The organism is Pantoea sp. BJFS-204, assembly GCF_049310725.1.
Taxonomy (GTDB): domain Bacteria; phylum Pseudomonadota; class Gammaproteobacteria; order Enterobacterales; family Enterobacteriaceae; genus Pantoea; species Pantoea agglomerans.
In genome coordinates, this window is record NZ_JBMOWE010000001.1 from 324857 (window position 1) to 349287 (window position 24431).

20 protein-coding genes are annotated in these 24431 nt (G+C 55.8%); 15 read left to right on the forward strand and 5 right to left on the reverse strand.

Annotated elements, in window-relative coordinates:
* The first annotated feature begins 13 nt into the window (after positions 1-13).
* The 13 genes from ACO6VX_RS01555 (at position 14) to ACO6VX_RS01615 (ending at position 15299) form a co-directional block, all read left to right on the forward strand.
* The gene (locus ACO6VX_RS01555) at positions 14-691 is read left to right on the forward strand and encodes a NuoB/complex I 20 kDa subunit family protein (RefSeq protein WP_003854245.1); all 678 of its coding nucleotides are present in this window, start codon (positions 14-16) and stop codon (positions 689-691) included.
* A gap of 113 nt (positions 692-804) precedes the next feature.
* Entirely contained in the window at positions 805-2604 is a 1800-nt protein-coding gene (gene nuoC / locus ACO6VX_RS01560; protein WP_010258063.1) for an NADH-quinone oxidoreductase subunit C/D, read from the forward strand.
* Positions 2605-2606: 2 nt separating this feature from the next.
* Positions 2607-3122, forward strand: a complete 516-nt coding sequence (nuoE, locus tag ACO6VX_RS01565) for an NADH-quinone oxidoreductase subunit NuoE (protein WP_010258066.1) — start codon at positions 2607-2609, stop codon at positions 3120-3122.
* A gap of 2 nt (positions 3123-3124) precedes the next feature.
* Positions 3125-4465, forward strand: coding sequence for an NADH-quinone oxidoreductase subunit NuoF (gene nuoF / locus ACO6VX_RS01570; RefSeq protein WP_029519446.1), 1341 nt, complete (start codon positions 3125-3127; stop codon positions 4463-4465).
* Between the two features lie 112 nt (positions 4466-4577).
* The gene (gene nuoG / locus ACO6VX_RS01575; RefSeq protein ID WP_422457490.1) at positions 4578-7301 is read left to right on the forward strand and encodes an NADH-quinone oxidoreductase subunit NuoG; all 2724 of its coding nucleotides are present in this window, start codon (positions 4578-4580) and stop codon (positions 7299-7301) included.
* Positions 7298-8275 carry an NADH-quinone oxidoreductase subunit NuoH gene (nuoH, locus tag ACO6VX_RS01580; protein WP_003854240.1) on the forward strand — a complete coding sequence of 326 codons (978 nt, stop codon included), beginning with the start codon at positions 7298-7300 and terminating at the stop codon, positions 8273-8275. Before nuoG ends, nuoH begins: the two co-directional genes overlap by 4 nt.
* Positions 8276-8286: 11 nt before the next feature.
* Positions 8287-8829 (forward strand): NADH-quinone oxidoreductase subunit NuoI, encoded by a 543-nt coding sequence (nuoI, locus tag ACO6VX_RS01585; protein WP_003854239.1) that lies wholly within the window; start codon positions 8287-8289, stop codon positions 8827-8829.
* Between the two features lie 10 nt (positions 8830-8839).
* A complete protein-coding gene (gene nuoJ, locus ACO6VX_RS01590) occupies positions 8840-9391 on the forward strand; it encodes an NADH-quinone oxidoreductase subunit J (RefSeq protein ID WP_010258075.1) in 552 nt (183 codons plus the stop codon).
* Complete coding sequence (nuoK, locus tag ACO6VX_RS01595) at positions 9388-9690, forward strand: NADH-quinone oxidoreductase subunit NuoK (RefSeq protein ID WP_003854236.1); 303 nt, start codon at positions 9388-9390, stop codon at positions 9688-9690. Before nuoJ ends, nuoK begins: the two co-directional genes overlap by 4 nt.
* Positions 9687-11522 carry an NADH-quinone oxidoreductase subunit L gene (gene nuoL / locus ACO6VX_RS01600; protein WP_010258078.1) on the forward strand — a complete coding sequence of 612 codons (1836 nt, stop codon included), beginning with the start codon at positions 9687-9689 and terminating at the stop codon, positions 11520-11522. Before nuoK ends, nuoL begins: the two co-directional genes overlap by 4 nt.
* A 210-nt stretch (positions 11523-11732) precedes the next feature.
* Positions 11733-13253 carry an NADH-quinone oxidoreductase subunit M gene (gene nuoM, locus ACO6VX_RS01605; protein WP_010258081.1) on the forward strand — a complete coding sequence of 507 codons (1521 nt, stop codon included), beginning with the start codon at positions 11733-11735 and terminating at the stop codon, positions 13251-13253.
* A 6-nt stretch (positions 13254-13259) separates the two neighbouring features.
* The gene (nuoN, locus tag ACO6VX_RS01610; protein ID WP_010258083.1) at positions 13260-14717 is read left to right on the forward strand and encodes an NADH-quinone oxidoreductase subunit NuoN; all 1458 of its coding nucleotides are present in this window, start codon (positions 13260-13262) and stop codon (positions 14715-14717) included.
* 123 nt (positions 14718-14840) lie between these two features.
* Positions 14841-15299 (forward strand): GNAT family N-acetyltransferase, encoded by a 459-nt coding sequence (locus tag ACO6VX_RS01615; protein ID WP_010671456.1) that lies wholly within the window; start codon positions 14841-14843, stop codon positions 15297-15299.
* 34 nt (positions 15300-15333) lie between these two features.
* On the opposite strand, the gene ACO6VX_RS01620 is transcribed toward ACO6VX_RS01615, so the two are convergent.
* Positions 15334-16992 carry a glucan biosynthesis protein D gene (locus ACO6VX_RS01620; RefSeq protein WP_029519710.1) on the reverse strand — a complete coding sequence of 553 codons (1659 nt, stop codon included), beginning with the start codon at positions 16990-16992 and terminating at the stop codon, positions 15334-15336.
* Positions 16993-17327: 335 nt separating this feature from the next.
* Between ACO6VX_RS01620 and elaB the strand changes: the two genes are divergently transcribed.
* The gene (gene elaB, locus ACO6VX_RS01625; RefSeq protein WP_010258091.1) at positions 17328-17639 is read left to right on the forward strand and encodes a stress response protein ElaB; all 312 of its coding nucleotides are present in this window, start codon (positions 17328-17330) and stop codon (positions 17637-17639) included.
* 239 nt (positions 17640-17878) lie between these two features.
* On the forward strand, positions 17879-19075 hold the full coding sequence (locus ACO6VX_RS01630) for a nicotinamide mononucleotide deamidase-related protein YfaY (protein WP_422457493.1): 1197 nt from the start codon (positions 17879-17881) through the stop codon (positions 19073-19075).
* Positions 19076-19410: 335 nt separating this feature from the next.
* Here the strand turns inward: ACO6VX_RS01630 and yfaE are convergent, their stop codons facing one another.
* The 4 genes from yfaE to ubiG all read right to left on the reverse strand — a co-directional run bounded on the left by yfaE (position 19411) and on the right by ubiG (position 24414).
* On the reverse strand, positions 19411-19671 hold the full coding sequence (gene yfaE, locus ACO6VX_RS01635) for a class I ribonucleotide reductase maintenance protein YfaE (RefSeq protein WP_010258095.1): 261 nt from the start codon (positions 19669-19671) through the stop codon (positions 19411-19413).
* A 2-nt stretch (positions 19672-19673) separates the two neighbouring features.
* The gene (gene nrdB / locus ACO6VX_RS01640; protein ID WP_010258096.1) at positions 19674-20804 is read right to left on the reverse strand and encodes a class Ia ribonucleoside-diphosphate reductase subunit beta; all 1131 of its coding nucleotides are present in this window, start codon (positions 20802-20804) and stop codon (positions 19674-19676) included.
* A 72-nt stretch (positions 20805-20876) separates the two neighbouring features.
* Positions 20877-23162, reverse strand: a complete 2286-nt coding sequence (nrdA, locus tag ACO6VX_RS01645; protein WP_010258098.1) for a class 1a ribonucleoside-diphosphate reductase subunit alpha — start codon at positions 23160-23162, stop codon at positions 20877-20879.
* A 526-nt stretch (positions 23163-23688) separates the two neighbouring features.
* Positions 23689-24414 (reverse strand): bifunctional 2-polyprenyl-6-hydroxyphenol methylase/3-demethylubiquinol 3-O-methyltransferase UbiG, encoded by a 726-nt coding sequence (ubiG, locus tag ACO6VX_RS01650; RefSeq protein ID WP_010671459.1) that lies wholly within the window; start codon positions 24412-24414, stop codon positions 23689-23691.
* Between the last annotated feature and the right edge of the window lie 17 nt (positions 24415-24431).

The window sequence follows — 24431 nt, forward strand, 5'->3', positions numbered from 1 at the left end:
GAGAGGCAATAAGATGGACTATACGCTCACCCGCATAGACCCGAACGGTGGTGAGAACGACCGTTATCCTCTGCAAAAGCAGGAAATCGTCAGCGATCCGCTGGAGCAGCACGTTCATCGCAGCGTTTATATGGGCAAACTCGAAAATGCCCTGCATGACATGGTGAACTGGGGGCGTAAAAACTCCCTCTGGCCTTATAACTTTGGCCTGTCCTGTTGTTACGTTGAGATGACAACATCGTTCACCGCGGTCCACGACGTGGCACGTTTTGGCGCCGAAGTTATGCGCGCTTCGCCACGTCAGGCCGATTTCATGGTCATTGCCGGTACGCCGTTCACCAAAATGGCCCCGGTTATTCAGCGTTTGTACGATCAGATGCTGGAACCCAAATGGGTGATTTCCATGGGTGCCTGCGCCAACTCTGGCGGCATGTATGACATCTATTCCGTGGTGCAGGGTGTCGATAAATTCCTGCCGGTCGATGTTTATATTCCTGGCTGTCCGCCACGTCCTGAAGCGTATATGCAGGCACTGCTGCTGTTGCAGGAGTCGATCGGCAAAGAGCGCCGTCCGCTCTCATGGGTGGTTGGCGATCAGGGCGTTTATCGCGCCAACATGCCATCTGAGCGTGAAAGAAAACGCGGCGAGCGCATTGCAGTCACAAACCTGCGCAGCCCGGACGAAGTTTAAAACCGTATGGATGGAAAACAGCGCCTGCAGCAGAACATCACAATTTAATGCATGGCCCCATCCTGACGCCTTCATTTGAGTGCCTGAGACCAGGCCGGAATGGTGAGTAACGTATGACAGATTTGACCACGCAAGATCTCGCTCAGCCTTCATGGCAAACCCGTGATCACCTTGATGACCCGGTGATCGGCGAGTTGCGTAACCGTTTTGGGCCGGATGCCTTCACTGTTCAGCCAACCCGTACCGGTATTCCGGTGGTGTGGGTGAAGCGTGAACAGATACTGGAAATTATCGAGTTCCTGCGTAAATTACCCAAGCCTTACGTCATGCTTTATGACCTGCATGGCGTGGATGAGCGTTTACGTACCCACCGTGCAGGCCTGCCTGCGGCGGATTTTTCCGTTTTCTACCACCTGCTGTCGATTGAACGCAACCGCGACATCATGCTCAAGGTGGCACTCTCTGAAAACGATATGCATCTGCCGACCATCACCCGCCTTTTCCCGAATGCCAACTGGTATGAGCGTGAAACCTGGGAGATGTTTGGTATCACCTTTGATGGTCACCCGCATCTGACGCGCATCATGATGCCGTCGACCTGGGAAGGCCATCCGCTGCGTAAAGATTACCCGGCGCGCGCCACCGAATTCGATCCGTTTACGCTGACCAAGCAGAAAGAAGATCTGGAGATGGAAGCGCTGACCTTTAAGCCTGAAGACTGGGGCATGAAGCGCAGCACCACCAACGAAGACTTCATGTTCCTGAACCTCGGGCCTAACCACCCGTCGGCGCACGGGGCATTCCGCATCATTCTGCAGCTGGATGGTGAAGAGATTGTCGACTGCGTGCCTGACATCGGCTATCACCACCGTGGTGCCGAAAAGATGGGCGAGCGTCAGTCGTGGCACAGCTACATTCCTTACACTGACCGCATCGAGTACCTCGGCGGCTGCGTAAATGAAATGCCGTACGTACTGGCGGTGGAGAAACTGGCCGGTATCGTGGTGCCCGATCGCGTTAATGTGATCCGCGTGATGCTCTCTGAGCTGTTCCGCATCAACAGCCACCTGCTTTATATCTCCACCTTTATTCAGGACGTCGGGGCCATGACGCCGGTGTTCTTTGCCTTTACCGACCGTCAGAAAATCTATGACGTGGTTGAGGCGATTACCGGTTTCCGTATGCACCCGGCGTGGTTCCGCATCGGTGGTGTCGCGCATGACCTGCCGCGAGGCTGGGAACGTCTGCTGCGTGACTTCCTCGACTGGATGCCAAAACGTCTTAAAGAGTATGACAAAGCGGCACTGCGCAACAGCGTACTGATTGGCCGTTCCAAAGGCGTTGCTGCTTACAACATGGAAGAGGCGCTGGCGTGGGGCACTACCGGTGCTGGTCTGCGTGCTACCGGTCTCGACTTTGACGTACGTAAATGGCGTCCCTACTCCGGCTACGAAAACTTCGATTTTGAAATCCCGGTCGGCGACGGCATCAGCGATGCTTACAGCCGCGTCATGCTGAAAATGGAAGAGATGTGGCAGTCGCTGCGCATTCTTGAGCAGTGTCTCAACAACATGCCAGAGGGTCCGTTTAAAGCGGATCATCCGCTGACCACGCCGCCACCGAAAGAGCGCACGCTGCAGCACATTGAAACGCTGATCACGCACTTCCTGCAGGTTTCGTGGGGGCCGGTGATGCCAGCCAATGAGTCGTTCCAGATGATTGAAGCGACGAAAGGGATCAACAGCTACTACCTGACCAGCGATGGCAGCACCATGAGCTACCGCACCCGCGTGCGTACGCCGAGCTTCCCGCATCTGCAGCAGATTCCTTCAGTAATCCGTGGCAGCCTGGTATCCGACCTGATCGTATATCTGGGTAGTATCGATTTTGTTATGTCAGACGTGGACCGCTAATTATGCACGATCAACACATTGCCATTAAAACGATCGACCCTAACGAGGTCTTCGTGCTGAGCGCGGAAGAGCATCACGCCATTGAGCACGAAAAACACCACTATGAAGATGCGCGTGCAGCCTCGATTGAAGCGCTGAAGATCGTGCAGAAACAGCGCGGATGGGTGCCGGACGGCGCCATCAATGCGATTGCCGAGGTTCTGGGTATCCCGGCGAGTGATGTTGAAGGTGTGGCGACATTTTACAGCCAGATCTTCCGTCAGCCGGTTGGCCGTCATGTGATCCGTTACTGTGACAGCGTGGTCTGTCATATCACCGGTTATCAGGGCATCCAGTCAGCACTGGAACAGCAACTGAATATCAAACCGGGTCAGACCACTGCCGATGGCCGCTTTACACTGCTGCCAACCTGCTGTCTGGGTAACTGCGATAAGGGGCCAACGATGATGGTGGATGAAGACACGCATGTGCATCTGACGCCGGAAGGCATCCCTGGTTTGCTGGAGCAGTATCAATGACAATTAAACAGATCATTCGCACTGCAGAAACTCATCCGCTGACCTGGCGGATGCGTGACGACAAGCAACCTGTCTGGCTTGACGAATATCGCAGTAAAAACGGCTATGCCGGTGCGGAAAAAGCGCTGAAAAGCATGTCGCAGGATGAAATCGTTGCGGCAGTCAAAGATTCAGGCCTGAAAGGGCGCGGCGGTGCGGGCTTCTCCACCGGGCTGAAGTGGAGCCTGATGCCGAAAGATGAGTCGATGAATATCCGTTACCTGCTGTGTAACGCCGATGAGATGGAGCCGGGCACCTATAAAGACCGCCTGCTGATGGAGCAGATGCCTCACCAGCTGGTGGAAGGCATGCTGATCAGCGCCTTTGCGCTGAAGGCTTACCGTGGCTATATCTTCTTACGTGGCGAATACATTGAAGCCGCGGTGCATCTGCGTCGTGCGATTGCTGAAGCGACCGAAGCGGGCTATATCGGTAAAAATATTCTCGGTACCGGCTTCGACTTTGAGTTGATTGTCCACACCGGCGCAGGTCGTTATATCTGCGGCGAAGAGACGGCACTGATTAACTCACTGGAAGGCCGTCGTGCCAATCCGCGTTCGAAACCGCCATTCCCGGCGAGTGCGGGCGCGTGGGGCAAACCGACCTGCGTGAACAACGTGGAAACCCTCTCCAACGTTCCGGCGATTCTGGCCAACGGCGTGGAGTGGTACAAAAACATCTCTAAAAGCGAAGATGCCGGTACCAAAATGATGGGCTTCTCCGGACGGGTTAAAAATCCCGGCGTCTGGGAGCTGCCATTTGGTATCACCGCACGTGAAATCCTTGAGGATTATGCGGGCGGTATGCGTGACGGACTGAAGTTCAAAGCCTGGCAGCCCGGCGGGGCAGGGACTGACTTCCTGACCGACCAGCACCTGGATCTGCCCATGGAGTTTGCCAGCATCGGCAAAGCGGGCAGTCGTCTGGGTACGGCGCTGGCGATGGCGGTCGATCACGAGATCAACATGGTCTCGCTGGTGCGTAACCTGGAAGAGTTCTTTGCTCGTGAGTCGTGCGGCTGGTGTACACCGTGTCGCGATGGCCTGCCGTGGAGCGTCAAAATTCTGCGCGCGCTGGAGCAGAAGCAGGGTCAGCCAGGCGATATCGAAACCTTACTGCAACTCTGCCGTCAGCTTGGCCCGGGTAAAACCTTCTGCGCGCACGCGCCGGGTGCGGTTGAGCCACTGCAGAGTGCGATTAAATATTTCCGTGAAGAGTTTGAAGCCGGCATGGCACCGCAGGTGTTTGGCAATACCCGCGCCATTGGCGGGATCCAGCCAAACCTGCTGAAAGCGCGCTGGTAATTCGCCGAAGAACACGGAACAGGCCTGGTGCCGCCGCCCCGACAATGTCGTGCGTCGGGGCAAGAATATGATTAACGCTCGTCTCTGACGAGCCTTACGGAAGCATGTCACTATGGCTACAATTCATGTAGACGGTAAAGAGTATGATGTGAACGGAGCGGACAACCTGCTACAGGCATGTCTCTCTCTGGGCCTTGATATTCCTTACTTTTGCTGGCATCCGGCGCTGGGAAGCGTTGGGGCCTGCCGCCAGTGTGCGGTAAAGCAATTCCAGAATGCCGAAGATACCCGCGGCCGTCTTGTCATGTCCTGCATGACGCCGGCCTCTGACGGCACATTCATCTCCATCGATGATGGCGAAGCAAAAGAGTTCCGCGAAAGCGTGGTGGAGTGGCTGATGACCAACCACCCGCACGACTGTCCGGTGTGTGAAGAGGGCGGTAACTGTCACCTGCAGGATATGACAGTAATGACCGGCCACAGCTTCCGCCGCTATCGCTTCACCAAACGTACCCACCGTAATCAGGATCTCGGCCCGTTCATCTCCCATGAGATGAACCGCTGTATTGCCTGTTATCGCTGCGTGCGTTACTACAAAGATTATGCCGATGGCAAGGATCTGGGTGTCTACGGCGCGCACGACAACGTCTACTTCGGTCGTCCGGAAGATGGCACGCTGGAGAGCGAATTCTCCGGTAACCTGGTTGAAATCTGCCCGACCGGCGTCTTCACCGATAAAACGCACTCCGAACGCTATAACCGTAAATGGGATATGCAGTTTGCGCCGAGCATCTGCCAGCAGTGCAGTGTGGGCTGTAACACCAGCCCGGGTGAGCGTTATGGTGAGTTACGCCGTATCGAAAACCGTTATAACGGCACCGTAAACCACTATTTCCTGTGTGACCGTGGCCGCTTTGGCTATGGCTACGTGAACCGTAAAGATCGCCCACGCCAGCCGATGCTGCTGCGCGGCAACGACTGGGTGACGCTGAACGCAGAGCAGGCGGTCAATGCCGGTGCAGATTTGCTGCGTCAGGCGAAAAAAGTGATCGGTATCGGCTCGCCGCGCGCCAGCATTGAAAGTAACTTCGCGCTGCGTGAACTGGTCGGTGCAGAGAACTTCTCTACCGGCATGCCAGCGGGCGAGCAGGCCCGGCTTGAACTGATGCTGAAAATCCTGCGTGAGGGCGGTATCTATACGCCATCGCTGCGTGAAATTGAAAGCTACGATGCGGTGCTGGTGCTGGGCGAAGATCTGACCCAGGTGGGCGCACGCGTGGCGCTGTCAGTGCGTCAGGCCGTGAAAGGCAAAGCGCGCGACATGGCTGCCGCTCAGAAAGTGGCAGACTGGCAGATCGCCGCGATCCTGAACATCGGTCAGAATGCGAAACATCCGCTGTTTATCACTAACGTCGATGAAACCCGTCTGGATGATATCGCGGCATGGAGCTATCGCGCACCGGTTGAAGATCAGGCGCGTCTCGGTTTCGCTATCGCCAGTGCGCTGGATGAAACCGCCCCGGCGGTGACCGATTTCGACAGCAAACTGAACGGCAAGATGGATGTCATCGTGCAGGCGCTGGCTGGCGCGAAAAAACCGTTAATTATTTCCGGGACCCATTCCGGCAGCAGCGCGATGATCGAAGCGGCTGCCAACGTGGCCAAAGCGCTCAAAGCGCGCGGTGCCGACGTCGGGATTACGCTGCTGGCGGGACACGCCAACAGCGTGGGTCTTGGCCTGATGGGCGGCAATCCTCTGGAGAGCGCGCTGGAGCAACTGAGCAACGGTGAAGCCGATGCGCTGGTGGTACTGGAAAATGACCTCTATCGCCATGCACCGAAAGCGCTGGTTGATGCGGCGCTGGCCCAGACCACTAACGTGATTGTGGTTGATCATCAGCGCACCGCGACGCTTGAGAAAGCGGGTCTGGTGTTATCAACCGCCAGCTTCGCCGAAAGTGATGGCACCTCGATCAACCATGAAGGCCGCGCACAGCGTTTCTTCCAGGTTTACGATCCTTCTTACTATGACAACAACGTAGTGATGCTGGAGAGCTGGCGCTGGCTGCATTCGCTGCACAGCACGCTGGAAAGCCGTCACGTCGACTGGACGCAGCTGGACCACGTGATCGATGCGGTGGTGACTCATCTGCCACAGCTGGCCGGAATCAAGGATGCGGCACCGGATGCCAGCTTCCGTATTCGTGGACAGAAACTGTCGCGTTCACCGCACCGTGCCAGTGGCCGTACCGCGGCGCGCGCCAATATCAGCGTGCACGAACCGCGTCAGCCGCAGGATCAGGACACGATGTTCGCCTTCTCAATGGAAGGGAACAACCAGCCAGGCGCACTGCGTTCGCAGATTCCGTTTGCCTGGGCACCGGGCTGGAACTCACCGCAGGCGTGGAACAAGTTCCAGGTTGAAGTGGGCGGCAAACTGCGTAATGGCGATCCGGGTGTACGGCTGTTTGAAGCCAGCGCAGCCAGTCTGCCCTGGTTCAGCAACGTTCCGGCGGCATTCGTCAGTGAAGCGCAGTGGCGCGTGGCCCCTCTCTACCAGCTGTTTGGTAGTGAAGAGATGTCACAGCGTTCACCGGTCTTCCAGCAGCGTATGGCACCGCCTGCACTGGTGATTAACCCGGAAGATGCAGCGAAGCTGGGCGTCAACAATGGCGCGGCGGTTGAGTTCATCTGTGCCGGTGAGACAGTGCGTCTGCCGGTCCGTTTCTCGGCGTCACTGCAGGCGGGACAGATTGGTCTGCCGCTGGGCATGCCGGGCGTTCCGCCATTCCTGGCGAACGGTAAAATCGACACTCTGCAGGAGGCGGCGCAATGAGCTGGTTAACACCGGACGTTATCGACATTCTGCTGGCCATTGTTAAAGCCATCGTGATTCTGCTGGTGGTTGTGGCCTGCGGCGCGTTCATGAGCTTCGCCGAGCGTCGTCTGCTCGGCCTGTTCCAGAACCGTTACGGACCAAACCGCGTAGGCTGGGGTGGCTCGCTCCAGCTGGTAGCGGACATGATCAAAATGTTCTTTAAAGAGGACTGGGTTCCGCCGTTTACCGACCGCTTTATCTTTACTCTTGCGCCGGTTATCGCCTTTGTTTCACTGCTGCTGGCCTTTGCTATCGTGCCGGTTTCGCCAACCTGGATGGTGACAGACCTGAATATCGGTCTGCTGTTCTTCCTGATGATGGCGGGCCTTGCGGTCTACGCGGTGCTGTTTGCCGGCTGGTCGAGTAATAACAAATACTCGCTGCTGGGTGCGATGCGCGCCTCGGCGCAGACCCTGAGCTACGAAGTGTTCCTGGGTCTGTCGCTGATGGGCGTGGTAGCGCAGGCGGGCTCGTTCAATATGAACGATATCGTCAACAGCCAGACGCACCTGTGGAACATCATTCCGCAGTTCTTCGGTTTCGTGACCTTCTGTATTGCTGGCGTGGCGGTGTGTCACCGTCATCCGTTTGACCAGCCAGAAGCGGAGCAGGAACTGGCGGACGGTTATCACATCGAATATGCCGGTATGAAGTTCGGCCTGTTCTTTGTTGGCGAATATGTGGCGATCACCACCGTTTCAGCGCTGATTGTGACGCTGTTCTTTGGTGGCTGGCATGGCCCATTCCTGCCGCCGTTCATCTGGTTCGCCCTGAAAACGGCGTTCTTTATGATGATGTTCATCCTGATTCGTGCTGCGCTTCCGCGCCCACGCTACGACCAGGTGCTGTCATTCGGCTGGAAAGTGTGTCTGCCGTTGACGCTGTTGAACCTGCTGGCGACTGCCGCAGTGATTCTCTACACAGCGCCGTAAGGGGTTAACAAATGACTTTGAAAGATATTGTCGTAGGCTTTGGCACGACAGTTCGCAGTATCTGGCTGATCGGGCTGCACGCCTTCGCCAAACGTGAAACTCAGATGTATCCGGAAGAGCCGGTTTATCTGCCACCCCGCTATCGTGGCCGTATCGTATTAACCCGCGATCCGGATGGTCAGGAGCGTTGCGTCGCCTGTAACCTGTGTGCGGTTGCCTGCCCGGTTGGCTGTATCTCGCTGCAGAAAGCCGAAACCAAAGATGGCCGCTGGTATCCGGAGTTCTTCCGCATCAACTTCTCACGCTGCATCTTCTGCGGCATGTGTGAGGAAGCCTGTCCGACCACGGCGATTCAGCTGACCCCCGATTTCGAACTGGGTGAGTTTAAGCGTCAGGATCTGGTGTATGAGAAGGACGATCTGCTGATTTCGGGGCCGGGTAAATATCCGGAGTACAACTTCTACCGCATGGCAGGTATGGCGATTGACGGTAAAGATAAGGGCGAAGCAGAAAACGAAGCGAAGCCTATCGACGTCAAAGGCTTATTACCTTAAGGAGCAAGGCATGGAATTTGCGTTTTATCTTTGCGGGCTGGTGGCGGTGCTGACGACGTTGCGCGTCATTACTCACACTAATCCGGTACATGCGTTGCTGTACCTGATCGTTTCGCTGTTATCGATCGCGGGCGTCTTCTTCTCTATGGGAGCCTATTTTGCCGGTGCGCTGGAGATCATCGTCTACGCCGGTGCCATTATGGTGTTGTTCGTCTTCGTGGTCATGATGCTGAACCTGGGCAAACAGACCGAGAAGCAGGAGCGTGAGTGGCTCAGCCCGTCACTGTGGATTGGTCCGGGTATCGTCTCGTTGCTGCTGCTGGTCGTAATGGTCTACGCCATCCTGACCGCCAACGATCAGGGCATCGATGGCACCATCATCGACGCCAAAGCGGTCGGCATCAGCCTGTTCGGTCCTTACGTACTGGCGGTTGAACTGGCCTCAATGCTGCTGCTGGCGGGTCTGGTCGTGGCCTTCCATATCGGTCGCGAGGAGCGTCAGGGCGAAGTCCTGAGTAACCGTAATGCTGACGCCGCTCAGGTGAAAAAGGAGAACGCATGATCCCGTTACAACATGGATTGATTCTTGCTGCCGTGCTGTTTGTCCTTGGACTGACGTCGCTGGTAATACGCCGCAATCTGCTGTTTATGCTGATCGGCCTTGAAATCATGATCAACGCCGCCGCCTTAGCCCTGGTGGTTGCCGGGAGCTATTGGGGTCAGGCCGATGGACAGGTGATGTATATCCTGGCGATCAGCCTGGCGGCAGCGGAAGCCAGTATTGGTCTGGCACTGCTGCTTCAGCTCTATCGTCGTCGTCAGACGCTGAACATTGATACTGTGAGCGAGATGCGCGGATGAATCTTCTCTATTTAACTGTCTTGTTTCCGCTGATCGGCTTTCTGCTGTTAGCGTTTTCGCGCGGTCGCTGGTCAGAGAACCTGTCGGCCACGATTGGTATGGGATCGGTGGGTCTGGCGGCCCTGACTACAGCGATGGTCGGTTTTGACTTCTTCGCCAACGGCCAGCAAGCCTACACGCAGGCGCTCTGGACCTGGATGCATGTCGGCAACTTCGACATGAAGGTGAACCTGACGCTGGATGGCCTGTCGCTGACCATGCTGTCTGTCGTAACCGGTGTCGGTTTCTTCATTCACATGTTCGCCTCCTGGTACATGCGTGGAGAAGAGGGCTACTCCCGCTTCTTCGCCTATACCAACCTGTTTATCGCCAGCATGGTTGTTCTGGTGCTGGCCGATAACCTGATGCTGATGTATCTGGGCTGGGAAGGGGTAGGACTCTGCTCTTATCTGCTGATCGGTTTCTACTACAGCAATCCGGAAAACGGCAAAGCGGCGATGAAAGCGTTCATCATTACCCGCGTGGGCGACGTCTTCCTGGCATTTGGTCTGTTCATCCTCTACAACGAGCTGGGCACGCTGAACTTCCGCGAGATGATGGAGCTGGCACCTGCGCACTTTGCCGCAGATAACCATATGCTGCAGTGGGCAACGCTGATGCTGCTGGGTGGCGCGGTCGGTAAATCGGCTCAGCTGCCGTTACAGACCTGGCTGGCAGATGCGATGGCCGGTCCGACACCGGTTTCGGCACTGATCCACGCCGCGACCATGGTGACAGCAGGTGTCTACCTGATTGCCCGTAGCCACGGTCTCTTCCTGCTGACGCCGGAAGTGCTGCATCTGGTCGGGATTATCGGGGCGATTACCTTGGTGCTGGCAGGCTTTGCCGCGCTGGTACAGACCGACATTAAACGTGTTCTCGCTTACTCCACCATGAGCCAGATTGGCTACATGTTCCTGGCGCTGGGTGTTCAGGCGTGGGATGCGGCGATTTTCCATCTGATGACGCACGCCTTCTTTAAAGCGTTGCTGTTCCTCTCTTCGGGTTCAGTGATTCTGGCCTGCCATCACGAGCAGAACATTTTCAAAATGGGTGGCCTGCGTAAGAGCATTCCGCTGGTCTACACCTGCTTCCTGGTGGGCGGCGCGGCGCTGGCGGCACTTCCGCTGATTACGGCAGGCTTCTACAGTAAAGATGAGATCCTGTTTGGCGCACTGGCTAACGGTCACATCAACCTGATGGTTGCGGGTCTGGTGGGGGCGTTCCTGACCTCTATCTATACCTTCCGTATGATCTTCATCGTGTTCCACGGCGAAGAGAAAATTCATGCGCACGCCGGTAAGGGTATTACCCATCATCTGCCGCTGATTGTGCTGCTGCTGCTCTCCACCTTTATTGGTGCGCTGATCACGCCGCCGCTGGCAGGTGTACTGCCAGCCAATGAGTTCGGTGAAGCGGGTAAAGTGGGACTTGAAATCACCTCGGGCGTTGTAGCGATTGTCGGCATTCTGATCGCTGCCGCGCTGTGGCTGGGCAAACGTGAGCTGGTTACCCGTATCGCAAACAGTGCACCAGGCCGTTTCTTCGGCACCTGGTGGTTTGCGGCCTGGGGCTTCGACTGGCTCTACGATAAAGTGTTCGTCAAACCTTATCTGGGTATTGCGTGGCTGCTGAAGCGCGACCCACTGAATGGCCTGATGAACCTGCCTGCGCTGCTGTCACGTATTGCCAACAAAGGCCTGGTAGTCAGTGAGAATGGCTACCTGCGCTGGTACGTTGCGTCAATGAGCGTGGGCGCCGTGCTGGTGCTGGCTCTGCTGCTGGTGATTTAAAGATTGATGAGCGGGGCAGGTTAGCTAATCTGCCCATTGAGAATGTCAAAAATTGTCCTGAGCAAGGGCGTTATCGTCGCGGCCAGTTTGGTTACCGCCAGCGCACAGCAACCGGAGCATACCGAGGTATGTGAGGATTGCGAGCACTGCCGGGAGCCAAAATGGCAAGTAAGATAGCCCGAACTAAGACAAAGAAAAGGGAAGTGTGCCGTGTTATTACCTTGGCTAATTATCATACCCTTCGTCGGTGGTCTGATCTGCTGGCTCACTGAGCGCCTCGGCGCGAAGGTGCCACGCTGGATCGCACTGATCACTATGGGGCTGACGTTGGCGCTTTCACTGCAACTCTGGTTGCAGGGAGGCTATTCACTGACGCAGGCAGCGGGCATTCCGCAGTGGCAGTCAAGTTTCTCCGTTCCGTGGATCCCACGCTTCGGCATCAGCTTCCATTTAGCCATTGATGGCCTGTCGCTGCTGATGGTGGTGCTGACCGGCTTGCTCGGTCTGATGGCGGTGCTCTGTTCATGGAATGAGATTTCAAAGTATCAGGGCTTCTTCCACCTGAACCTGATGTGGATCCTGGGCGGCGTAATCGGTGTTTTCCTCTCCATCGACCTGTTCCTGTTCTTCTTCTTCTGGGAAATGATGCTGGTGCCGATGTACTTCCTCATCGCGCTCTGGGGTCATAAAGCATCGGACGGCAAAACCCGTATTTCCGCCGCGACCAAATTCTTCATCTACACCCAGGCTTCAGGTCTGGTGATGCTGATTGCGATTCTGGGCCTGGTGTTTGTCCACTACAACGCGACTGGCGTCTGGACATTCAACTACGAACAGCTGCTGCAGACGCCAATGTCGAGCGGTGTTGAATATCTGCTGATGCTGGGCTTCTTTATCGCCTTTGCGGTGAAGATGCCGGTGGTACCGTTGCACGGCTGGCTGCCGGATGCGCACAGTCAGGCGCCAACGGCCGGTTCTGTTGATCTGGCGGGTATCCTGCTGAAAACCGCAGCTTACGGTTTACTGCGTTTCAGTCTGCCGCTGTTCCCGAATGCGTCAGCCGAGTTTGCGCCAATCGCCATGTGGTTAGGCATCATCGGTATCTTCTACGGTGCCTGGATGGCCTTCTCGCAGACTGATATCAAACGTCTGATTGCTTACACCTCGATTTCGCACATGGGCTTTGTGCTGATTGCCATCTACACCGGCAGCCAGCTGGCGCTGCAGGGCGCGGTGATTCAGATGATTGCGCACGGTCTCTCCGCTGCAGCACTCTTCATTCTGTGTGGTCAGCTGTACGAGCGTCTGCATACTCGTGATATGCGTCAGATGGGTGGCCTGTGGTCGCGCATCAAATGGATTCCGGGTCTGTCGCTGTTCTTTGCTGTTGCCAACCTCGGTATGCCAGGCACCGGTAACTTCGTCGGCGAATTTATGATTCTGACCGGCAGCTTCCAGGTGGTGCCGATGATTATCATCATCGCGACCTTTGGTCTGGTGTTTGCCTCGATTTACTCGCTGGTGATGATGCAGCGCGCTTATTACGGCGAAGCGAAATCGAAAGATCCGCTGCCAGGCATGTCACCGCGTGAGTTTATGACCATCGGTGTTCTGGTGGTGCTGCTGGTGCTGCTGGGCGTCTATCCACAGCCGATTCTGGATACTTCGCACGCTGCCATGAGCAATATTCAGCAGTGGTTTACCGCTTCAATTTCAACTACAAGGCCGTAATTCGCCATGACAATAACTCCTCACCAATTGATTGCGTTGCTACCGCTGTTAATCGTCGGATTGACGGTGGTGGTTGTGATGCTGTCCATTGCCTGGCGACGCAACCACTTCGTTAACGCCACGCTAACGGTAGTTGGCCTGAACCTGGCGCTGCTCTCGCTGTACTTTGTCGGTCAGGTCGGGGCGATGGATGTCACGCCGCTGCTGCGCGTCGATGGCTATTCGATGTTCTATACCGCGCTGGTCATGCTGGCGAGTCTGGCGACCTGTACCTTTGCCTATCCATGGCTGGCGGGCTTCCCGGACAACAAAGATGAGTTCTACCTGCTGGTGCTGATTGCGGCACTTGGTGGCATCGTGCTGGCCAGTGCTAACCATCTGGCTTCGCTGTTCATCGGTATTGAACTGCTGTCGCTGCCGCTGTTTGGTCTGATTGGCTACGCCTTCCGCCAGAAACGTTCACTGGAAGCCGCACTGAAGTACACCATTCTTTCGGCGGCGGCCTCGTCGTTCCTGCTGTTTGGTATTGCGCTGATCTACGCCGACTCCGGTAACCTGAGCTTTGTGGCACTGGGCCAGAGCCTGACTGACAGCATGATCCACGAGCCACTGCTGCTGGTGGGTCTGGGTATGATGATTATCGGTCTGGGCTTTAAGCTCTCACTGGTTCCGTTCCACCTCTGGACCCCCGATGTTTATCAGGGTGCGCCTGCGCCGGTTTCAACCTTCCTGGCCACAGCCAGCAAGATTGCTATCTTCGGTGTCATCATGCGTCTGTTTATGTACGCGCCGGTGACCGACAGCGAAGCGGTGCGCACAGTGCTGGCCATGATCGCCTTCGTGTCGATTCTGTTCGGTAACCTGATGGCGATTTCGCAGAGCAACATCAAGCGTCTGCTGGGTTACTCCTCTATCGCCCACCTCGGTTATCTGCTGGTGGCGCTGATTGCGGTTAAAGATCATCAGCTGTCGCTGGAAACCTCTGGCGTATACCTGGCCGGTTATCTGTTCAGCAGCCTGGGCGCGTTTGGCGTGGTGAGTCTGATGTCCAGCCCGTATCGTGGCCCGGATGCTGACTCGCTCTACTCCTATCGCGGCCTGTTCTGGCATCGTCCTATCCTGTCAGCGGTGATGACGGTGATGATGCTGTCACTGGCAGGTATCCCGATGACGCTGGGCTTTATCGGTAAATTTTACGTTATCGCTTCAGGCGTCAGTGCGCACCTGTGGTGGCTGACCGGTGCTGTAGTCGCGGGTAGTGCGATTGGCCTCTACTACTATCTGCGCGTGACGGTGAGTCTCTACCTCAGCCCGCCAGAACTGCATACCCGTGATACCCCGGCTAACTGGGCATTTACGGCCGGTGGTGTGGTGGTACTGATCTCTGCCATTCTGGTGCTGCTGTTAGGGGTTTACCCGCAGCCGCTGATCAGACTGGTGCAGATGGCTCAGCCGCTGATGTAAGCGCGTTGCTGCGACTGACGAATCAGGCCTCCGGGCCTGATTTTTTTTGCCTGTAAGATAGTGTCACCAGCAGGTGCTGGCGACACCGCGCTGATGTAGAGTGTGTGGTTTAAAGGAGAGAGCATGGACATTAACTGGCAGGATAAACACCATAGCGAACTGACCCCCTCACAGCTCTATGCACTGCTGGCGTTGCGCAGTGCCGTGTTTGTGGTGGAACAGCAGTGCGCTTACCTTGATGTGGATGGCAAAGATTTGCACGCGGAAAACCGGCATCTGCTGGGAATGGCGGATGATCAGCTGGTGGCCTATGCGCGACTGCTCTCCCCGGAGGATGAGACCAGCCCGGTGAAAATCGGACGGGTGATTGTTTCAGATCGGGTTCGTGGCGCGCGGCTGGGGAATCGTCTGATGGAGCAGGCAATTAATAGTTGTCAGCAACACTGGCCGGGCCGCGATCTGTTTCTCTCCGCGCAGGCGCATCTGGAAAGTTTCTATGGGCAGCATGGCTTTGTCGCGGTGGGGGAGAATTACCTGGAAGATGGGATCCCTCACGTCGATATGCTGAAGAACGCGCCATAAAAAAAAGGCGAGGCCTGAGCCTCGCCTGTTTACATCAACCCACCGTCATCTGGCGGTCATCGACATATTTACGCTGATCCGGCGCAGGCGGGAAATATTGATAGAGCCAGGTTTCACTCAGCGTCTCATCTTTGCTGCGCAGGAACAGACGCATCTCTACCGGCTCGGTGGAATCGCTATTCGGATACCAGTCAAACAGGATGCGATAGCCCTTAAGCGGATCGACATAAAGAATCTCAACCTGCTTCACGCTGCCGGATGAAACGGTAATCACCGGCTCAATACCTTTCGGCGCAGCAGCCTGCAGATCGCCACCAATAAAATCAATGGCGAAGCGGCGGCACCAGGTTTCCGGGAAGTGTTCGCCTGGCGCCCAGCCTTCCGGGAAACCACCGATACCGGTACGGGTTGCATCCACGCGCGCCAGACCGCTACGCACCGGCGGCAGACCACTCCAGTAAAGCTTGTAGGAGAAGTTCAGCTCGCTGCCCGCTTTGACCGGCTCAGCCGGTTGCCAGAAGCAGACCACGTTATCCAGCGTTTCACCCGTGGTCGGGATCTCCATCAGGTTGATCGCGCCTTTGCCCCACTTACCGACCGGCTCAACCCACAGGCTGGGACGTTTGTCATACCAGCCAATCACATCCTGATAATCTTTGAAGTCGTGATTAAGCTGCAGCAGGCCAAACCCACGTGGATTCTCATCTTCATAGGCGTTGAACTGCAGACGCTGAGGATTATTCAGCGGACGGGCAATCCATTCGCCTTTACCGGTCCACATCGCCAGGCGATCGGAGTCATGGATCTGCGGATGGTAAGTGTTGCACATGCGGCGTTCGTTGGTGCCGCAGCTGAACATGCTGGTCATTGGCGAGATGCCAATCTGACGGATCTCTTTACGGGCAAACAGGTGGTTTTCCACCTCCATCACCACGCGTTTCTCTTCGCAGTGGATGATGAATTTATAAGCACCGGTGACGCTGGCACCATCCAGCAGGGCGTAGCAGGTAAAGGTGGTATCTTCCGCTTTTGGCGTTTCAAACCAGAAGGCGGTGAAATCGGGAAACTCCTCCTGGCCATTGCTGAAGGTGTTGATCGCTACGCCACGCGCCGAGAGGCCGTACTGGAAAGTATCGTCAACGGCACGGAAGTAGCTTGCGCCAAGGAAGGAGACGATGTCGCGACGGGCCAGTTCCGGTTTTTTAAAGGCGCGGAACCCGGCGAAGCCGAGGTCAGTTTTGCCCTCCAGCTGCTTCGTATCAACTTTGGCGTCGTTGTAGTTGAACAATTCGGGACGGAAGTGAATTTCGCGTGCTTCGCGACTCTCACCGTCAACAGAGAACATGCGGATGCGCCGCTTGAAGCCCATACCGACATGGAAGAACTGAACGTCCAGTTGACGATCGGGCAGGTTGTTCCAGAGTGAGTGGTTGGCGTCATACTGAATTTCGTTGTACGCCTGCGGGGTCAGTGTGGCCAGCGTCTCCGGCAGCGCGCCCGGTGCTCCGCCCCAGGGTTTTTTCGCCAGCGCAGCCGCGTTTTTCTTCAATACGTCGAAATCGAAGCGTACGGCGGTTCCGTCAGCAATGCCATCTTCTGCCCATGCGGATTGCGCAAACAGCGTTGACAGGCCGGTCATGCCGCTGACGGCGGAGAAGGCCATTGACGCTTTCATAAACATTCTTCGATTCATGCCAGAGATTATTCCTTAGCTGTTCGAGGGTGTCGTGACTGTCGTGCAAAATGCACTTTCATGGCCCGATAATCACAGGCAACAGAGGGGTACGACAGTAGGGTTACTGGAAAATTCAGTCACGACAAAATTTATCAGATTAATCAAAGAAGCGAAGCGAAATTCCGCGGTTGCCGCTGCGTCTTACACTTCTTTGCGTAGCGAAACGGCGCACAGCCTGCACTGAGCAAGATTAACAGATGAAAAATCAGGTGATTCCTGGAGCAGGAAATCAGCAGAGCGCCAGATTATGACTATAGTTAATGAACTGCTTTGCAATTCACACGGAGGAAACGATGGTAAATCAGACAAATCAATTCGAAACGGGCCTCGATGACGATATTGCGTTACTGACTGAAACGCTGGAAGAAGTCCTTAAGGCATCAGGCGATCCGGCCGATCAGAAGTACATTGAGCTTAAAAGCAAAGCCGAACAGGCGCTGAACGATGTGAAATCTCGTGTCAGCCAGGCGTCCGATAGCTACTACTATCGCGCTAAACAAGCGGCTTACCGTGCAGACGATTACGTGCACGAAAAACCGTGGCAGGGTGTCGGTATCGGTGCAACAGCCGGTCTGGTACTCGGTCTGCTGCTGGCGCGTCGTTAATCGCGATTCGCTGACCCAGTTGTAGCAGACAACTGTAGTAAAAAAGCGGCGGGGCAATCCCGCCGTTTTTATTGGTTTTTAACTCCCTGAACACCTTCACCTCCCTTGTTCCTGCTTCACCCTCGCTATCTTTATGCGCAACGTGCCTGAGACGCAGTGGTCACAATCCCTGGTGATGCCGATTGTGTCTGGCGGGAGGAGTTCGTACAGTAAAGCAAACGTGAAAAGGAGAACTCAACGTGATTAGAGTAGAGATGCTGTCGACCGGGGATGAGGTGCTGCATGGCCAAATCGTCGATACCAACGCAGCCTGGCTGGCGGATATGTTGTTCCAGCAAGGGTTGCCTATGACCAGCCGTACCACGGTAGGAGATTCACTCGAATCGCTAATCGCCACGCTACAGACGCGCAGCCATGAGGCAGATGTGCTGATTGTGAATGGCGGTCTGGGGCCGACCAGTGACGATCTCAGTGCGCTGGCAGCCGCCAGAGCCTGTGGCGTTGAGCTTGAGGTGCAGCAGGAGTGGCTGGAACAGATGGAAGCCTGGTTCGCCAGCCGGGGACGTGTGATGGCGGCCAGCAATCGCAAGCAGGCGGAAATCCCGGCCAATGCGGAACTGATTGATAATCCGGTCGGTACCGCCTGTGGCTTTGCCCTGCAACTCAATCGCTGCTGGATGTTCTTCACGCCTGGTGTGCCGTCTGAATTTAAAGTGATGGTGGAGCAGCAGATCATCCCCCGTCTGAAAGCGAAATTTTCGCCGCCCGAGCCACCGATTTGTCTGCGGCTGACCACCTTTGGTCGCGGTGAAAGCGATATTGCCGCCGAACTGGAGCCGCTGGCGCTGCCGGAAGGCGTGGTCATGGGATATCGCTCGTCCATGCCGATCATTGAGATCAAGCTCACCGGCCCGGCCAGTCAGCGGGTAGCGATGGAGCAGGTGTGGCAGCAGGTGCGCCTGCAACTGGCGGAGTGCACCATTTTCGAAGGCACCGAAGGCTTACCGGCGCTGCTGGCACGTGAGCTGGAGCAGCGCGGTGAGCAGCTGGCAGTCAGTGAGCAATACACTGCCGGACTGCTTTACTGGCAGTTGGCTGGCGCCAGCGTGCCGCTGCGTGGGGCTGACATCCTGCCATCCGGGCAGGAGACGCTGGAGCAGCAGGTGATCCGCACCCGCGAACTTGCTGCACAGCAGCAGGCCGCGCTGGCGCTCTCTGTTGGCAGCCTGGAGCAGGAAGAGATTTCGGTGGCGCTGCATACGCCGGATGGCAGCTTTGGTCAGCGCGTGAAGTTCAGTACCGGTCGCCATAATCTGGAGACGCGGCAGAAGGTGGTGGCGATGATGGCGATGAATATGCTGCGCCGCTGGTTACACGGCAGCGAAGTGAGCACCGGTCACGGCTGGATTGATGTGGTTGAAACTGTCAGACAGTAATATCAGTGAAAATAAAACGGGCGCCTGAGGCGCCCGTCTTGTATGTGACTGCGAATTAATCCCATACAGCGTCATTCTCGCAGCAATAAATTAGCTCAAAGCGCAGGGAACACGGGCAGAGGAGGAAAGCGTCCCGCGCCTGGGACAAAAACGCCGGGAGCGTTTTTGAACAACGCAACGCGTTGGCCCGGCTACGGGCGCACCTCAGGGATGAGGTGCGTAATCGCGCGGGCCGAGCTGTCAGGGATGACGCTTTTTGCGTCTTTCCGATCTGACCGTGTTCCCTAAGCTGACTCGATCTCACAGCAAATCAAGCCAGACTTATCCCACCTCGGTTATAACTCCAGCTCAATCTCGCCTTTGGCTTTGCAGCAGCAGGGCAGGATCTCATCCTGCTGCACAAAGGCCAGCGGCCGCTGTGGGTAATGCACTTCGCCTTTCAGCAGCCGCATCCGGCAGGAGCCGCAATAACCTTCGCGGCACTGAAACTCCACGCAGAGATTGTTGGCTTCCAGCAGCGTCAGCAGATTGGTATGTTCGTCTGTGCATTCCAGCCGGGTGCCGGAACTGCGCAGAATAACAACGTCGCGGCTCATAATTAAAGCTGGAAGTCGTCGAAGTCGTTAGCGCCTACTTCAGAATCGATCTGACCCACCAGATAGGAGCTCACTTCCACTTCCTGCGGCGCAACCTGAACGTTGTCAGAGACCAGCCAGGAGTTAATCCATGGGATTGGGTTTGAGCGCGTCTGGAACGGCAAATCAAGGCCGACAGCCTGCATACGGATATTGGTGATGTACTCAATGTACTGGCAGAGAATATCTTTGTTCAGGCCGATCATTGAGCCGCCGCTGAACAGATACTCTGCCCACTCTTTCTCCTGCAGCGCTGCTTTCTTAAACAGCTCGAAGCACTCTTCACGGCACTCTGCCGCAATCTCTTTCATCTCCGGATCGTCTTCACCGCTGCGCAGCAGATTCAGCATGTGCTGGGTGCCGGTCAGGTGCAGCGCTTCATCGCGGGCAATCAGCTTGATGATTTTGGCATTGCCTTCCATCAGCTCACGCTCAGCGAACGCGAAGGAACAGGCGAAGCTGACATAGAAACGGATCGCTTCCAGCGCATTGACGCTCATCAGGCAGATATAGAGCTGCTTCTTCAGGGCGCGCAGGCTGACGACAACCGGTTTGCCGTTGACCTGATGCGTGCCTTCACCCAGCTGATGCCAGTAGTTGGTCATCTCAATCAGATCGTCGTAATAGCGTGAGATATCCTGAGCACGCGCCAGAATCTGCTCATTGGTGACGATATCGTCAAACACAACTGCCGGATCGTTAACGATATTACGGATGATGTGGGTGTAAGAACGGGAGTGAATCGTCTCTGAGAACGCCCAGGTTTCAATCCAGGTTTCCAGTTCAGGAATCGAGATCAGCGGCAGCAGCGCGACGTTCGGGCTGCGGCCCTGAATAGAATCCAGCAGCGTCTGATATTTCAGGTTGCTGATAAAAATATGTTTTTCGTGGTCCGGCAGCGCCTGGTAATCGATGCGATCGCGTGAAACGTCGACCTCTTCCGGACGCCAGAAGAAGGAGAGCTGCTTTTCGATCAGCTTTTCAAAGATGTCATATTTTTGCTGGTCGAAGCGCGCCACGTTTACGGACTGACCGAAAAACATCGGCTCTTTCAGCTGATCATTTTTGTTCTGTGAGAAAGTGGAGTAAGCCATAAAAGTTGTCCAAAAGTAGACGAAGCCAGGCCTCGTGAAATGAATGAGGCGGGAGATTCTCCCGCCTGACCATTAGATCTTACAGGCGCCGCTCTCGCAGCCATCATCCTGGATAGAAGGTGCCAGGTCATCCTGCGCATCTTCAGCACCGTCACGGGTGTTTTGATAGTAGAGCGTTTTCACGCCGAACTTATACGCCGTCAGCAGATCTTTCAGCAGCTGTTTCATCGGCACTTTACCGTTGGTGAAGCGCGACGGATCGTAGTTGGTGTTGGACGAAATCGCCTGGTCGATGAATTTCTGCATCAGACCCACCAGTTGCAGGTAGCCATCGTTGTTCGGCATTTCCCACAGCAGTTCGTACTGATCTTTCAGACGCTCATACTCCGGCACGACCTGACGCAGGATGCCATCTTTTGACGCTTTGATGCTGATGTGACCGCGCGGAGGCTCAATACCGTTGGTGGCATTGGAGATCTGCGACGAGGTTTCAGACGGCATCAGCGCAGACAGGGTCGAGTTGCGCAGGCCGTGCGTTTTAATCTCTTCACGCAGGCTTTCCCAGTCGAGATGCAGCGGTTCGTTGCTGATCGCGTCCAGATCTTTCTTGTAGGTGTCGATAGGCAGAATGCCCTGCGCATAGGTGGTTTCATTGAACCACGGGCAGGCACCTTGCTCTTTCGCCAGCTCGTTTGAGGCTTTCAGCAGGTAATACTGAATTGCTTCAAAGGTTTTGTGCGTCAGGCCATTGGCGCTGCCATCGGAGTAGCGCACACCATGCTTCGCCAGATAGTAGGCGTAGTTGATGACGCCGATACCCAGTGTACGACGACCCATCGCGCCACGCTGGGCAGCCGGGATCGGGTAGTCCTGATAGTCGAGCAGCGCATCAAGCGCGCGTACTGCCAGGGTAGCCAGCTCTTCCAGATCGTCGAGGCTTTCGATGGCGCCGAGGTTGAACGCAGAGAGCGTACACAGGGCAATCTCACCGTTTTCGTCGTTAACATCTTCCAGCGGTTTCGTCGGCAGGGCGATTTCCAGGCAGAGGTTAGACTGGCGAACCGGCGCGATGCTCGGGTCAAACGGGCTGTGGGTGTTGCAGTGATCGACGTTCTGAATGTAGATACGGCCGGTAGAGGCGCGTTCCTGCATCATCAGTGAGAAGAGATCGACCGCTTTAACCCGCTGCTTGCGGATGCTCTGATCCTGCTCATATTTGGTATAGAGGCGCTCAAACTCATCCTGATTGGCGAAGAATGCGTCATACAGGCCAGGCACGTCAGACGGGCTGAACAGGGTGATATCTTCGCCTTTCAGCAGGCGCTGATACATTAGCTTATTGAGCTGTACACCATAGTCCATGTGACGCACGCGGTTGCCTTCAACACCACGGTTGTTCTTCAGCACCAGCAGGCTTTCGATTTCCAGATGCCACATCGGGTAGAACAGGGTGGCTGCGCCGCCACGAACGCCGCCCTGAGAACAGGACTTCACCGCGGTCTGGAAATGCTTGTAGAACGGGATACAGCCGGTATGGAACGCTTCACCGCCGCGAATCGGGCTGCCCAGCGCACGGATACGACCGGCGTTGATACCGATGCCGGCACGCTGAGAGACATATTTCACAATCGCGCTGGAGGTGGCGTTGATGGAGTCCAGGCTGTCGCCGCACTCGATCAGCACACAGGAGCTGAACTGGCGCGTCGGGGTGCGTACACCAGACATGATTGGCGTCGGCAGGGAGATTTTAAACGTCGAGATCGCATCATAGAAACGCTTGATGTAATCCATACGTGTGTCGCGCGGGTAGCCGGAGAAGAGGCAGGCGGCGACCAGTATGTAGAGGAACTGCGCGCTTTCGTAGATTTCACCCGAAACGCGGTTCTGCACCAGATATTTGCCTTCCAGCTGCTTCACTGCGGCATAGGAGAAGTTCATGTCACGCCAGTGGTCAAGGAACTCATCCATCTGCGCAAACTCTTCCTGGCTGTAATCTTCCAGCAGGTGGCGATCATATTTGCCCATGTCGACCATCTTAACGACCTGGTCATAGAGCTTTGGCGGCTCAAACTGACCATACGCTTTTTTGCGCAGGTGGAAGATCGCCAGGCGGGCAGCCAGGTACTGATAGTCAGGGGCATCGCGGGAGATGAGGTCTGCTGCGGCCTTGATGATGGTCTCATGAATGTCAGAGGTTCTGATGCCATCATAGAACTGAATGTGAGAGCGCAGCTCAACCTGTGAAACTGAGACGTTGTTCAGCCCTTCAGCTGCCCAGTCCAGCACACGGTGAATTTTGTCGAGATCAATGCGCTCCTGGCGGCCATCGCGTTTAGTAACGAGCAGACTTTGGTTCATGTCGCGTTTTTACCTTTGCGTGAGTATCCAAAAATTAAAAGAAATCCCGGTTTATACACAGCCTATTCATTGTGAATAATGTGTGGATAAACACTACATCTAGGGGGTGATGGGAAAAGCCATAACTACATGGGGGCATATTTTAGTATTTTACGGCCGCTTAACAAGAGCAAAAAATGATGGCTGGAGGGGTTGTAATTCTTGCGAAATTTCTTAGCCCACGCCTTGTAAGGCCTGGCATCATGTCAACCAGATCACACTTTTTTTTCTTATTATGATCGGGCGCGTGTTTCTTATTCAATCCTCAGGATTCAGCAGGAAAAGGGATGAAAAATGGCTAAAAGCCGCTAGCGGGTTGCTGGTCAGCAGAGAATCGGATGCGGTAACGCTGAAGAGGATGGAACCGGGCTGATGTAACCTATTGGCAGACATCAGAATGCCTCTGGCGCGGTGAGTGCTGTGACCGGCACAGGGAGAACGGGCGCAGAAGAGGAGATGCCCGCCCTGATTCAGGCGGGCGGGTCACTCAGACGGCGCGGTGGGTGTGCACCATATAATTCACGTCAGTGCCGGGAGCCAGTTTGAATCGGTTAGTCACCGGGTTGTAATGCAGGCCAATGATGTGGCGTTCACGCAGGGCCGTTTCATCGACCCAGCCCAGCAGTTCGGAAGGACGGATAAATTTCTTCACGTCGTGAGTGCCGCGCGGCAGCATGCGCAACACATATTCCGCACCAAATATCGCCAGCAGCCAGGCTTTTGGATTGCGGTTCAGCGTAGAGAAGAAGACTTCGCCGCCGGGTTTGACCAGCTTCGCACAGGCGTGAACGACTGAGCGCGGATCCGGCACGTGCTCCAGCATCTCCATGCAGGTCACCACATCATATTTTCCGGCGTGCTGCTCCGCATGCTCTTCGACGGTCTGCTGCACGTAGTCCAGCGTCACTCCGCTCTCCAGAGCATGCAGGCGCGCCACGGCCAGCGGTTCCGCGCCCATGTCCAGACCCGTGACCACGGCGCCTTCGCGCGCCATACTTTCGGCTAAGATGCCGCCGCCGCATCCGACGTCGAGCACGGTTTTACCGAATAAGCCGTTGCTGTGCTGCGCGATATAGCCCAGGCGCAGCGGGTTAATGCGGTGCAACGGTTTAAATTCACCCTCCAGATCCCACCAGCGCGAGGCAACGGCCTCAAACTTGGCAATTTCCTGCGCATCGACGTTCTGCTGATGATTCTGCGGTTGTGCATTCATTGAATCGTAACTCCTGA